Genomic DNA, 14,088 nt, shown 5'->3' with positions numbered 1-14,088 from the left:
TTAATGTTCTATCCTTTCTCATCTAATTCAAAATACTGTGTTAGTGCTACAGCAATTTTCTGACTAGCTGTTCCATCACCATAAGGATTCGGCGCTTGTGCCATTTTTTGATAAACTTCTTTGTCATTTAACAAAGTTGCCATTTCAGTGTAAACACGTTCTTGATTCGTACCAATCACTTTAAGTGTTCCAGCTTCTTGGCCTTCTGGTCTTTCGGTTTTGTCTCTTAATACTAAAACAGGGATATTTAAGGCAGGCGCCTCTTCCTGCAAACCGCCAGAGTCTGTCAAAATTAAATACGCTTTACTCATGACTTTATGGAACGCATCCACTTCCAATGGATCTATTAGTAGTATCCGCTCGTGTCCTGCTAAAACCTCTTTAACCATTTCCTGCACGACGGGACTCATATGAACCGGCATAACCACTGCAACGTCTTCGTTTTGATCAACGATTCTTCTTATAGCCTGAAAAACTTCTTTCATAGGCTCACCGTGATTTTCTCTTCGGTGCATGGTAAGCAAGACCCATTTTTTGTCCGTTGTCATCTGACTAAACAATCCATGCTCTACTTTTGAATGTTTTGTATATTGAATCGCATCGATTGCTGTATTACCTGTCACGATGATCTGACTTTTGGGTTTATGTTCATTCAATAAATGGTTTTTTGTCAATTCCGTTGGAACAAAAAACAAATCTGCTAGATTATCAATCAATTGGCGGTTCGCCTCTTCTGGGAAAGGAAAATACTTGTCATATGTTCTAAGTCCCGCTTCCACATGACCAATCGGTATCTTTTGGTAGTAAGCAGCAAGTGCAGCTGCAAAGCTAGTGGTTGTATCACCATGCACCAATACCATATCTGGTCGCTCTTTAATAAATCGGTCTTCTAATCCTTTCATGACCTTGATCGTAATGTCTGAAAGGGTCTGATTTTTTTTCATAATATTTAAATCGTGATTTGGTTTGATCTCGAAAACTTTTAATACTTGGTCAAGCATTTCACGATGTTGCGCTGTGACAATGACCGTTACTTGAAAGACACTTGGATGCTTTTCAAGTTCTTTGATGACGGGTGCCATTTTTATCGCTTCTGGACGAGTACCAAAAACTAACGCGATTTTTTTCTTGTTCATTAGTTGTAGCCCTCAATTCACTAGCTTCAAAATTTATTCAGCTATTAGTTTATCATAGATTTGTTTAAGAAGTTATGAAGATTCTTTATCTTATTATACTGTTAAATAATTATCACTAAGAATCATTATCTGATTGCTTCTTCGTAAATTTTTTGTAAGCGTTCTGCGCTGCTCTCACTATTGAAACCTTTCGTTTGGATGATCTTACACCTTTCTTCAATAGAAGGCTTTGTGTATTCCTCTGAAAGTAGTTGTTTGATGGTCTCTACCCAATCCTCTGGTTGATTTAAATCTAGAAATCTTAAAATTCCTAACCCTAAATCCACTTCACTTGGAATTGTATTTGAAGCCAGTGATCGAATACCGGCAGCTTGTGCTTCGATTAAAGAAATGCCTAGTCCCTCAAATAATGATGGAAATAAGAATAAGTCCAAGTCTATCAGCAGTTCGGCGATTTCTTCGCGATTTCCAAGGAAGTGTACTTTCCTCTTGATACCTAGTGTTTCAGCATACTCTTTCATCTTTTGAAGTTCTTCGCCGTCACCAATCAAAATCAAATGAGCATTCTGGTTTTGCAAACTATATTCATGAAAGACTTCTAAAAGAAAAGGATGATTCTTTATCTGTTTGAAACTCCCTACATGTCCGATTAATAAACTATCAGAAGGTAAACCCAGTTCTTTTCTCAAACTTTGTTCACTGACTTTCAAGAAACTTTCTAACTCAATTCCGTTTGGTAAAAACTCCGCTTCTTCTTTTGTTCCAAAAACAAATTTATTTGCTGCGTAAGAGGCACCTAGTACATGCGTACTTGCTCTTTTTATCTGCCGACGCATTAAGTGAGTGTAGGCCTTTCTAGGTACCGAAAGGTTTTTACGTTCTTTGGAAGTGTGCGCATGCGCAATTCTAACCGGTACTTGAGCAGCTTTTGCAATCGGTAGAATGACACCGCTGAATAAATTCTGATGACAATGAACGATCTGGTAGTTTTGTTCTTTTAGTGTGTGTTTAAAAGCGTTTCTGAATTTCAAAAAATGTTTGTTGGGATAAGGTAGATAAAAAAAGCGGCTACCCATCGACTGAAATGTTTGAATCATATACGCATCATCTTTTGAGGTATCAGGACCATACAAACAGAAATCAAATCGAATATTTTTTGTTTTTAAAATACGATATTGATTCAATAAAAACTGTTCGACCCCGCCACGTTGTATGTTTTTCAAGATGTGTAGGATTTTGATTGGCTGATTCTGCTCCATGTTATCCCCTTATTTATAGGTTTTCTCAAGATGAAGATTCTGTTTCAGTTTGAATCTAAGTACGTAATCTATCAAACTAATTGGATAGACGATGCCGGCCAGCATTTTTCCTTTGATTGTATTAACTGGATCTCTTCTTTTAGCTAGTATAGCCGCTGAATTGTAAGCAATCGCTGACACAAGTGCAACCTTATTCGTAGGCGCTAATTCAAGTAATTGTTTTTTAAATAGCATATAGCCGATAGGATTATTGATAATCAGTTGGTTTCGTTTTTTAGTCATACCTTCATTTTGATATTCAATAAACATCAACGGTTCTCTCACAACTAAAAAATCATACTCTTTGGACAAGCGGTCGTGCATATAACTGAGCGGAAAATATATTTCCCCAGATATTTCCGGGTATAAAAAATTTTTGATAATATCCGTTTTATAGACCTCTAAATATTCCGGTTCGATTCCAAGCTCATATCTAAGATGATGATAATTGATCATATCGTAGGATTCAGGAATTTGTTTGTTTTGCATTTGTTGTCCACTAGGTAGTCTACGTAAGCCAATCATTCCACAAGCATTCGGCTGATCGACCATCTTTTTATCATACCGTTCAATTACTTTAACGGCTTCTTCATGAAGCCAGTCATCTGAATCAAGACACATCCATAATGCTGTTTTCGATGCTTTGATTCCTTTATTCATTGATTTTGTTTTACCTTGGTTTTGTTGTTTTTCGTAAGAGATAGAAATAATATTTTGTTCTCTCCATGCTTCGACCATCATTTCTGTTTCATCTTCAGACCCATCATCCAGTATATTCCAGACAAAGTTGTTAGACGTCTGAACGATTAAACTCGCATAAACTCTTTTCAGCTCTTGCGCCCGATTAAATGTCGGTGTAAATATGGTCAGCAATGGTTTTTTCGACACAATTCTATCTCCTTTTTTAAAGTTTCGGTGGCTTCAATGATTTGATATAGCGCGCTGGGTTTCCAGCATATAGAGCATTTGGTTCTGTTAGATTTTTTGTAACGACTGACCCAGCCCCTACAATGCTGCCTTCTGCAATTGTAATGCCTTTTAATACAGTCGTGTTGGCCCCAATCCAGCAGTCTCGTTCTATTTTGATTGGATCACTTTCATGATGTTTATGCTTTTTGTTTTCCATCCAGTCACTCGTGCGGTATCCGGAAGAAATCAGAGAAACATTATAGGAAAGTGATACGCCATCTTCAATCACGATTCCGCCTCTTCCATAGAGGTAGACATTTTCATTTATCGTACTATTTTTTCCAATAGTAATTTTATCTCTATGAACAAGTTTCGGTATACCGTATACGATAACGCCTTGTTTGTATAACGTACGATTCAATGATTTATGCATACTGATTCTGACCTTCATCCAAGCTCTGGAAATCCATTCAATCATGTTGCACCTCTTATTTCTGTACTCTGAGATATTTACTAGACACACTTTTCAGAAGCCACATTGGCGAAATAAACATAAACATCTGGCTGGAAGCTACGTAAAATAGATCTGAAATCCCGCAATTTCCTTGCTTGAAGATTCTGTAGTGCGCTTTGATGGTATCGATACAAGATCTCCAACTTTTTCTTCGTTTAAAGTTTTCTTCATTTGAACGAAAAAGGAGTAAAGATTCATTTAAATTGCGTGCTTTATAACCTTTATTGATCATTCTTGAAAACAAATCAATATCTTGTCTTCGTTTCAATGAACCGTACCCACCACTATCTATAACTGCAGATTTTTTGAACATAACAGTCGGATGATTAAAGGCATTTCTTCTTTTAATAAATTGTTTGATTTCCTCTGTCTCGGTAGGAACCACTCTTGAAGAAACAATTCTATTAGGATCATCAATAAATTCATCTATCATGGTTCCGACGATCGCTAGTTCTGGATCTTTACGGAACGCTTCTATTTGATGCGCACATCTTTCTTTTAAAGAAATGTCATCCGTATCCATTCGAGCAACTAGTTCGTTCTGGCAATTACTGAGTCCGATATCTAACGCTCTTCCTAGTCCAATATTTTGCTCAAGAGGAATGATCTGTAGAACCCCTGGATACTGAGCGTTATACTCCTCAAGTATCTGTTCAAGTTCTAAAGTCAATGGTCCATCTTTAACGATGACGATTTCCTCAGGAAAAGCCGTTTGTAGAAACATGCTATCTAAGCTTTGTTTCAAATAATTTGGTTGTTCCTTGATATACAGTGACATCAAGACGCTATACTTTTCTCTCAAACCATTATCCTCTTTCTATCTATCATAATATGTATTGTTGTTCTCAATAGAGTTTATTATACAACAAAACCTCCAGTCAAAAAAGACAGTTGTCCAATGTATTGGGTTTTAAGGAGAAATTCTAATCATACTCTACTAAAAGCATAAAAAATCCCTAAAGACTGCTATTTAATCTAATCTTTAGGGAAAAATTTTATATTTTGTATCCAATTGTGGATCCTCAATCATATTAGCACATAATCCCATAACTCTTATAACCGGTTAATTGGATAATAGTTGAGTTCCGTTGACCCTATTTCGATCAATATATAGTCCAACTCCGAGAAAGTTATACGATGGTCTAATCATATTTTCGTAATGACCTGGGCTTTCTCTCCAAAGGTCATAAATATTTTGAGCATACTCTAAGCTTTGATTTTCTAAATTAATCGAAGGCACACTGATATAAGCTATATTTTCTCCAGCTCCATTAGTTGAATAGTTAATATCTTCAAAGATGGTTCCAAAACTAAGTCCATCAGGTCTTGTATGAGAAAATTGTTCTATTAGTTCTCTAGAACGAATACGAGCCCCTTTTCGTAATAAAGGTTGTTGTTCTAATGAGCTTAAGCTGTTTGTTCGTCTTAATTCGTTCGTACGCATGAATATATGATCTTCCATTTCCGATACAACAGCTTGATCCAGCATTACATCGTGTGTTTCTCTATTTACAACAGCTTCTCCTCCAAATAATGTGAATCTAGACCATGGTGAAACTGAAATATAACTTCTGATACGAGTAGGTTCGTTTTGATTTGTTAACACAATTGGACTTCCCTCTTTTGCTGCTAATACAGATCCCGTTAGTGAATCTGGAAATTGTCTCCCAGTAGCAACGTAAATATGATCTGAATTTATATTGAAATAATCAATAACACTTTGGTTTGTTTCATAGCGCGTTGGACCAGCTAGTCTAGTTGGATTATTTAATTGGCTCACTACGTTATTAGTAATCGCTTCTTCTCCACCGATAATGTACGTTCTCTGGTAGCTATTGAAAGACACTCCAGCTGGTAATTCATTACCTCTTGAAAGATAGACCGGCATACCTTGCATAGCTGCAAAAGATGCGACTGACATAGCATCAGCAAAATCATAGCCATTCACAATAGCCGCTTCTGTGGAATTTGTCAGTGCAACAAGTTCTCTTGCGATCACTTGAGCAGTGTCAAAACGCGTTTCTCCTTCTAAACGCTCGGTTACCAATCCAAGAGCCGTTAATTCTCTTTCAATTTCTTCAGAAACTGCAGATCTACCACCTAATATAATGACTCTACTAGCATTTAATCGACCTATTTCTGCTCTAACTACCGGTTCTAACTGATTTCCTCTAGCTAATAAGATCGGTGCATCAAGTTGATGAGCCAGAGGAACACCTGCGAGTGCATCTGCAAAATTATGAGAGTCCGTAATCATAACAGTATTTGCCTGACTCCATCCACTATTTGAAATACTAACTGCCGTTTCAAAACGTCTTTCTCCAGAAATCCTGGATACTCTTTCTGAAGCGGCTTCTACTTTGATACTGCTAGTTAAAAATAGAAAAAATACTACTAATATACCTAAGCCTTTCAATACTCTCGGTACCGATTTGTTCATCTGATCTAGTCCTCTCTTTTTTTAAGTAGTCAATCCTTTAACAATGCCAAGGCTTCCTTACCTAGTTATACTTATATCATACATAAAACTATTTTCAGATGACATATATTAACATCTTTATATTTAAGAAAGTTTTTTCCAACGTAAAAGAATAACGCAGATCAAAAAATTTAAAAATACTTCTTATTCTCTTTTACGATCTAAAAAAAACGCCCGTAAACAATCATTGTGATTGTTTACGGAGCGCCTTTGTATCGTAATTAGGGTTGTTGAGGAATAATTGTAATACGACCTTCTACTTCTGGTATTTCTTTTTCTGAAGCAATCCAGTCCATTAATAGATCACTCATCAATTCACCAGTATTTAACGTTACTTCTAGTCCTTCAAACATTGAGTATCCATCTCCACCAGCTGCTGTAAAGTCATTCATTCCGACAGAATACACGCGGTCTAAGTCAAGTGGTTCTCCATTGACCCTAACACTTTGAACTCTATTTCCTGGTTCTTCATTAATATCTACAACGACTTCTACACCAGAAAGATGTAAGAATCCACCATTTTGAGCTGGTAATACACGGTAAGAATATTCAAGAGCTTCTAGTAAGTTTCTTCCTGGAACATCTACAGATTGAGCAATATTGATAAACGGTAATACTGTCAAAACATCTCCACGAGTCACTTCTCCTGGAAGAATACTCTCACGAATACCGCCACCATTCATAATGCCAATTTCTGCATCAACACGTTGACGCATTGAATCTGCGACCAAATTTCCTAGGTTTGTTTCTTGAACTCTGACGTTTTCACGAGCACCTTCAAGTTTTGTATCAATAGAACCAATAACTTCACTCATTTGATCTTCAACATCTGCAACAACACCTGATACATATTCTCTTGTTTCTAGATTTGGCTCAATACCATCTGTTGTATCATGTAGATGTCCTTGTAAATCTAATAATTCACCATTTACAAAAGTAAAGTCAACTACGCCTACTGCTTTTGTGTGTTCCCAAGCTTGTGCAATAACTGTTTCTGTTCCTGGGTGGAAAGTTGGATTGTCGATCTTGTTGTGGCTGTGTCCACCAATAATCAAGTCAACGCCTTCAACATTTTCAGCAATTTGTTGATCGATAGAATATCCTGAGTGCGAAAGAACAACAATATTTTCGAAGTCTTCAGATAGTTTATCCACTTCTGCTTGAGTTGCTTCAACTTCATCAGTGAAGACAAGACCTTCTACGTTATTTGGGTGTGTAGAAGTTGGTGTTCCAGCAGATGCTAGACCAATTACCGCTACATCATGTCCTAAAATTTCAGTTGCGAAATATGAAGGGAATACATTCTCACCAGTTTCTGCATACTCTAAGTTTGCAGCTACAATTGGGAAATCTAGTTGGTCTTGAATTTCAAGCAGACGGTCAATTCCGTAGTTGAATTCATGATTTCCTGGAGCCATAACTTGGTATCCCATGTCGTTCATTGCTTGAATCATTGTTTCGCCTTCTGATAGGTTCACATTATTTGTTCCGTGGAATGTGTCTCCAGCATCCATAATCAGTACTTGATCTCTGATGCTTTCATAGTGATCAAAGACACCGTGAACGAATTCAAGACCTTTTACATCATCATTGCCACCATCTCCTACAGCCATACGACCGTGGATATCGTTTGTATGAAGAATAGAAGCTGTTTCGACTTCAAATAAATCGTTTAACTGATTTTCAATTTCAGAGGAGACAGCACTTTCGCCACCTAGAATAGACAGTGAAGTAAATTTATTTTCAGTGATATAATCTGTTAAGTTTTCACTTGTGTTCGGTCTAACTAGTCCGAGTCCTGATTCGTTGTTTGCGACAAGTACTGAACCTGTTAATGCATCCGCAAAATTCGCTCCTGTAGAAACAAATAATTCTTTGCTATCTACTCCAAAGTGTTCAAGAACTTCGATATTTGTATCATATCTTGTTGCACCTTCAAGTCGAGTTGGATTATTCAATTCTGATTCAACTTCTTTAGAAACAGCTTGTTCTCCACCAATAATGAGTGTGTTTGCATATTTTTCAAGGTCTTCAGCATTAGACAATGTTTCCGTTCTGGTTAGGAAAATCGGCATACCTTCTTGTGCAGCAAAAGAAGCTACAGATAGAGCATCGGCAAACTCCATACCATCTACAACAACTGCTTGTTCAGATGGCGCTAACTCATCAGCAATTAATTTTGCTGTTTCAAAACGGTTTACACCACCAATACGTCTTGTAGAAATATTCAGTGAGTTAATATCTTTTTCAACATTTTCACTTACTGCTTGTTCGCCACCAAGAATGATTGCGTTTGTAACGCCTAATCTCCCCATTTCTGCAGCTGTTGTTGATCTTAGTTTATTTCCATCAACTAATAAAATCGGTGCATCTAATTGGTGAGCTAATGGTACGCCGGCTAAACTATCCGCAAACTCACTAGAATCAGCGATGATAACTGTGTCAGCAGATGAAAAAGCTTTTTGACTGATTTTTGAAGCTGTATGAAATCGTGTTTGTCCTTGAATTCTTGAAACTGGAGAATACTTAGTTGCTGCAGTTGTTGTCTGAGCATTTACTGTCTCAGTTTCGTTAAGTACACTTACACCTACAATAGTTGTAGTTAAAGCCATTGTTGTAAGTAATTTTTTCCCATTTTTAAACATGAGTCAATTCCTTTCCATTGTCTGTTTTATGTAACGCTTAATGCCAATTAATCGTAGCATGACCTAACTAAAGAAACAATAGATTGTTTGTAATAAATACATATAATTTCTGTAAAGTTCGTGTTAATGTACGTTATTGTTCCGTTTACTTTAAAAGTAAAGGGTTTATATTTATTCTAATAAGCAAAAAAGTAGTACCTCATAATTGAGATACTACTTTTTCGTATTCGATACTTCTGTTGATTAGTAGTTTCCTAATTGATTTTCTACAATATCCGTTACGGCATTCAATCCGCCAAATAAGGTAAATTCAGAAAACTGATGACGTGTCATTAATGTATCAAACTCATCTTTCAGTTCGTTACGAACGAGCGCAACACCAGAACCATTTTTAGCAGCTAACACTGACCCTGTCAATGCATCAGCAAATTCCGCTCCAGTTGCTACGTATAGACGATTAGATTCAACATCAAATTCTTCAAACACTTTCACGTTTGTAGAATAACGTGTTTCTCCAGCTAGTCGAGTGACACTTGTAGATAATGCATCTACTGCAGCACTTGAAACAGCATTTGGTCCACCAATAACATATACTTTATCGTAGTTGTTGAGCGCTTCAGCGATATCAGCTTCCAACTCTTTACCTCTAGTCAAGTATACTGGCATATCTTCAGTTGCTGCAAAAGGCGCTACTGATAAGGCATCTGCAAATTGTAACCCATTAGCAAGAACAGCTACACTTGACTGTGTGCCTTCATTCAGTTTATTCGCGATTTGAACCGCCGTATCAAATCTTGTTTCTCCTGCAAGTCGTTCTACAGTAAGTCCGGATCCACTAAGTGCAGCTTCTACTTCTGGAGAAACTGTGTTTGGTCCTCCTAAGACGATTGCATTTGTCGCACCAAGGCGGCTGATTTCTTCTTTAACAACATCATCTAGTTTATCTGTTCTAGATAATAAAATCGGTGCATTTAATTGATCTGCTAATGGAACACCCGCTAAGGCATCTGCAAATTGTAGACCATTGGCAATTAATACCGTATCTGAATTGTCCCAGCCATTCTGACTGATAGAAACAGATGTAGCAAAACGATTCTCTCCAGAAATTCTTGCAAGTGATTCATAAGAAGGGTTATAAGTCACTTCTACTGTTTCAGTTGTTTCATTTCCGGCAATATCGACTGCTCTAACTTCAAAAGTATTATTTCCTTCCGTTAGAGAAAGTGTTCTTGTCACTTCAGTTGAGAATGCTCTTCTTTCGTAAGGAGACTCGAACTCATTTACAAAAACTTCATTGTCATCTATATAGAAACGTAGTTCGTCAAAGTTATCGGAAAGGCTAAAGGTAACCTCCACTTCACTATCTCTACTTACACTTGGAGCGTTGTGTCCAATTACAGGTGCTTGTGTATCCACAATTACTTGACGATTTCCGCCTGCTTCTTCTCCATCACCAGAAGTTGCAACAACGTTGATGTCATATACACCGTCTTCTGGAACTGTAACCACGCCTTCATATACATAAAGATTTGTTCCAGCATTGTAGTTCACAGTCATTTCTTGACCATAAGCTGTTACACTCGTTATTTCAGCATTTGTTTCAACAGAACCAGCAACTGGAATTTCGTGCGTTGTAAATCCTGCTAGTAAAGCTGGCGCTGAAATACTCACAACGATATCATCATGCTTTTGCTGATTGACTACGTTTACGACTTCTTCAGCAACGTTCTCAGCATAATCGATCGCGAAGACTTGTACTTGTTCGCCGTTTTCTGGAATTTCAACTGATTCGTTTTGTTCTACCGAGCCATTAGCTGGGAAAGTATCCAGTAACTCTCCATCTACGTGTACTTCAATACCAAAAAGACCTGAGTAATTATCTCGAGCATTCCAAGAGACTACTCTATCACTCTCATCATACTTAACTTCTAACTCAGGAGCAGTACTGTCCATATGGAAATCAAAAGTATATGACTGCCACTCTGCACCTTCGTAGTCAACTAATGTACGAACTTCATATGCATATTCGCCATCTTCTGCTATTTCTCCAGAAACAGTTCCATCCCATGCTGCTTGGTTGAATACATTACTAGAACTAGCTCTTCCTCTGTCAAAATAGTCTTTACGTAAGTTTGTTTCGTTTCTTAATGTACGTACAACATTACCTTCTGAATCAAGGATATTGAATTGTGCTTCTTTAACGTTTCTCAGTAAGGAAAGAACTGGTTGTATATCACCCATTCGTTCAGCACTGAATAACATTGTTTCTCCTAAAGCTGGAACATTTAAGCTAGGCAGATAGAATAAATCTGTTACCCCGATTCCAGGAAGAAGTTCTACATACTCCTCAAATACTAATGAAGTCTGATTGTAGAATGTGTCTTCAGAACCACGCATTGCATCAATTGTAGGTACTTGATCCCATTCTCCATTAAATCCAGCGTAAGGAACACTTAGAGTAGGATGATTATCTAAAGGATCTACAAACTCTACAAAACCTTCTACAAAGTAACCATTCTCAAATACATCGGTTGGATCAAGCATTTCAAGTGCCGTTGATTCATTCAAGAACTCAACTTGAGCATCGGATAAATCTAAAGAAATATCCACAGTTGTTTTTCCGCCCGCAGGAACAGTCACGTAACCTGGTGCATTCACTTTTACATTGTCTAATCCAGCTGCTTCAACTAAATCTGGTGTGAAACCAAGTTGATCCACAAATGCAAGATCTGTCTGCACAGATGTTTCTACTAGATAGAGGACTTCTTCATCACTGTAATTTTCAACTTCTAGTTGGAATTCTGTAAAGTCTTGGAAATCTCTTAGTGCTACTTTACCTTCATCGTCATCTGCCGGGCTTGATACCCAAGCCGGTGTAGAAAGAGCAGCATAAAGGTCCATCTGACCAGCACCTTGCGCACGTGGAGAATAGTAATTTCCTAAACCAAATGCATCGTTGACCGTTCCTTTATCTGTTAATGGAACCGCAGTATTCATCAAGATTTGTTTGGCAACGTGTGATCTTTCTTCACCTTCTAACCCTAGTTCTTCATCAACTCTTTCTAGCACTAAAGCCGATCCACCTGCAACATGAGGAGAAGCCATAGAAGTTCCATTCATTAAGGAGTATGAATCTCCTTGTTGAGTAGAAAGGATATTTCCTCCTGGAGCTGTGATTTCAGGTTTGAAATCAAGATTTGGAGCTAACCCCCATGAACTGAATGAAGACAATTGGCCTTGAATTGGAGCTGGAATATTTGTTGTCTCTCCAGTAAAGTTTGCGGTAACTGTTTCTCCTGCTTCCGAAGCTGCTTTGATTTCGTCTCCTGCTTTTTGAAGCATGAATAAATACGGAATCGTAATCGCTTCTTCAGTCTGCATACTTACAAAACCACTAGTATTGTTATTGTGAACGATGACACCGATAGCTCCCGCTGCTTGTGCAGCTTTAGCTTTCTCAGTAAAGGCAGCATAAGTCTCGTCTCCGCCAGTAAACATACCACGAGAAACGACCGCTACATTCCCTTCAACACTCGCTGCTTCTAGTTCTGCTGGTGTTCCGTGTCCAGCGTAAGTTAATTCGACTGGCCCATCGAATATATCTTTAGGGTCATTATCCGCTACCAAGTAAGGTGCTGTTCCACCAAGTTCTCCAGCTTGCCAAGTCATTACATCAGCTATACTGAAGTCATTTTCACTTGATGCCACACTTAGAGAAGCTTCAGAAACAGAAGGCGTTCCTACAACTCCAATATCTGGATTTTTAGTCAGTGGATTCGTATCATTCAAACCACCTTCTATTGAACCAGAACCAAAGTGTGAAGAATTTCCTGCAGATATGGAAACGACCACTCCATTTTCTTTCATACGCTGAACAGCTTTTTGTTCATGATTTTCTGGATTAACGAATCCAGCTCCTGAACCAAGACTCAAGTTCAGCACATCTACACCTAATTGAACAGCGTCATCCATTGCGGCAACATAGATATCTCCGTATGTCGTTGCTAAGCTAGGATCATTCCCGAAAACTTTAAGTGCTAGAAGTTGCGCTTCTGGTGCAACCCCTTTGATTCCTCCGTTTTCGATATCCCCATTTGCAGCGACTGTTCCTGCTACGTGCATACCGTGTTGTGAACTGGTATTACCTGTTTCAAGAATTTCATCCGTTTTATCAAAGTAATTATATCCGTAAGGGACTTTTTCTGTGAAGAATTTACCCGGTAGATCTAATCCATTTAGTGAATTTTCATCAAGAGAAGATTCTACACCTTCACTTAAAATCATATCTCTATGTGAAGGATCAATCCCAGAATCGATTATACCGACTACCATGTTTTCCCCTAAGACGTTGTAATCTTCCCAAGTATCTGGTCCTCTGACTTGATCAACACTATTGATCATGTCACCTTCTTCTACTTCTGGTCTTTCATATTCTTTGACAATCTCTACACTGGTCACTCCGGGAAGATTTTCAACTCTTTCCAGCTGACCATAATTCAAGTTGGCACTAAATCCGTTCACGACTGTCGTGAAGCTCTCTAAGTACTCTGCTTCGATATTTGCATTATCAATACGATTCTGAACAGATTCTTGAGTTTGAATAGCATTTGATTCTAACTCTTCTCTAGTCTCTTCAGAAAGTGCACTATATTGGACTCCTTGTCTTGTCGCATATGTAAGTCCAGGAGTTCCTTCAACTTCTACTATCACACGAACCTTTTCATTTGCTTCATATGGCTCAGGACCTTCGTCATTCTCAATTGAGAAATCCGGGTCGTTACTGTCATACAAATCAGATAGTGTCTTTAACGCTTCTGGTCCACTACTCAATTGTGTCTCGTCGCTATTATTGTTCGTTTCTGCCAGCACAGCGCCTGCCGAAAACAGACTGGCTGGAAAAGCTAACATCAAGGCCAATGAAGCCTGAGTCACTTGTTTTACACTTTTCTTCAAATCTTTTCCCCCTATAATAGATACTCTTTATTATAACTATTAATATACGGTTAGTTGAAATAGTTATAATACCTACTAGTCTAGAGTTGTAAAATGAGAATGTCAAGATTTTTTCTAATTTTATTCTCTTTAATTTCACAAAATAAAAAACCAC

Annotated in this window: 8 protein-coding genes; all 8 read right to left on the bottom strand. The window is 37.9% G+C overall.

The annotated features are described in order from the left end of the window. Positions 1–8: 8 nt before the first annotated feature. The gene (gene wecB, locus ACFP65_RS09315; protein WP_379917969.1) at positions 9–1,136 is read right to left on the bottom strand and encodes a non-hydrolyzing UDP-N-acetylglucosamine 2-epimerase; all 1,128 of its coding nucleotides are present in this window, start codon (positions 1,134–1,136) and stop codon (positions 9–11) included. Between the two features lie 125 nt (positions 1,137–1,261). Then, a complete protein-coding gene (locus ACFP65_RS09310; protein ID WP_379917967.1) occupies positions 1,262–2,395 on the bottom strand; it encodes a glycosyltransferase in 1,134 nt (377 codons plus the stop codon). 9 nt (positions 2,396–2,404) lie between these two features. After that, the gene (locus ACFP65_RS09305; RefSeq protein ID WP_379917965.1) at positions 2,405–3,322 is read right to left on the bottom strand and encodes a glycosyltransferase family 2 protein; all 918 of its coding nucleotides are present in this window, start codon (positions 3,320–3,322) and stop codon (positions 2,405–2,407) included. A gap of 16 nt (positions 3,323–3,338) precedes the next feature. After that, complete coding sequence (locus tag ACFP65_RS09300; RefSeq protein ID WP_225743714.1) at positions 3,339–3,821, bottom strand: acyltransferase; 483 nt, start codon at positions 3,819–3,821, stop codon at positions 3,339–3,341. 10 nt (positions 3,822–3,831) lie between these two features. Beyond that, on the bottom strand, positions 3,832–4,659 hold the full coding sequence (locus ACFP65_RS09295) for a glycosyltransferase (RefSeq protein ID WP_379917963.1): 828 nt from the start codon (positions 4,657–4,659) through the stop codon (positions 3,832–3,834). 261 nt (positions 4,660–4,920) lie between these two features. After that, positions 4,921–6,297, bottom strand: coding sequence for a cell wall-binding repeat-containing protein (locus tag ACFP65_RS09290; RefSeq protein WP_379917962.1), 1,377 nt, complete (start codon positions 6,295–6,297; stop codon positions 4,921–4,923). Between the two features lie 260 nt (positions 6,298–6,557). Continuing rightward, on the bottom strand, positions 6,558–8,981 hold the full coding sequence (locus ACFP65_RS09285; RefSeq protein WP_379917960.1) for a cell wall-binding repeat-containing protein: 2,424 nt from the start codon (positions 8,979–8,981) through the stop codon (positions 6,558–6,560). A 243-nt stretch (positions 8,982–9,224) separates the two neighbouring features. Then, complete coding sequence (locus tag ACFP65_RS09280; RefSeq protein WP_379917958.1) at positions 9,225–13,934, bottom strand: cell wall-binding repeat-containing protein; 4,710 nt, start codon at positions 13,932–13,934, stop codon at positions 9,225–9,227. Positions 13,935–14,088: the final 154 nt, after the last annotated feature.

Origin of the sequence: Marinilactibacillus sp. GCM10026970, from assembly GCF_042660675.1 — a bacterium.
GTDB lineage: Bacteria > Bacillota > Bacilli > Lactobacillales > Carnobacteriaceae_A > Marinilactibacillus.
This window is presented reverse-complemented; position numbering and strand designations above follow the sequence as displayed.

Excerpts from the sequence above, each read along its gene's own strand:
- ACFP65_RS09285 (WP_379917960.1), bottom strand. The coding sequence starts at position 8,981 with ATGTTTAAAAATGGGAAAAAATTACTTACAACAATGGCTTTAACTACA.
- ACFP65_RS09290 (WP_379917962.1), bottom strand. The coding sequence starts at position 6,297 with ATGAACAAATCGGTACCGAGAGTATTGAAAGGCTTAGGTATATTAGTA.
- ACFP65_RS09300 (WP_225743714.1), bottom strand. The coding sequence starts at position 3,821 with ATGATTGAATGGATTTCCAGAGCTTGGATGAAGGTCAGAATCAGTATG.
- wecB (WP_379917969.1), bottom strand. The coding sequence starts at position 1,136 with ATGAACAAGAAAAAAATCGCGTTAGTTTTTGGTACTCGTCCAGAAGCG.
- ACFP65_RS09310 (WP_379917967.1), bottom strand. The coding sequence starts at position 2,395 with ATGGAGCAGAATCAGCCAATCAAAATCCTACACATCTTGAAAAACATA.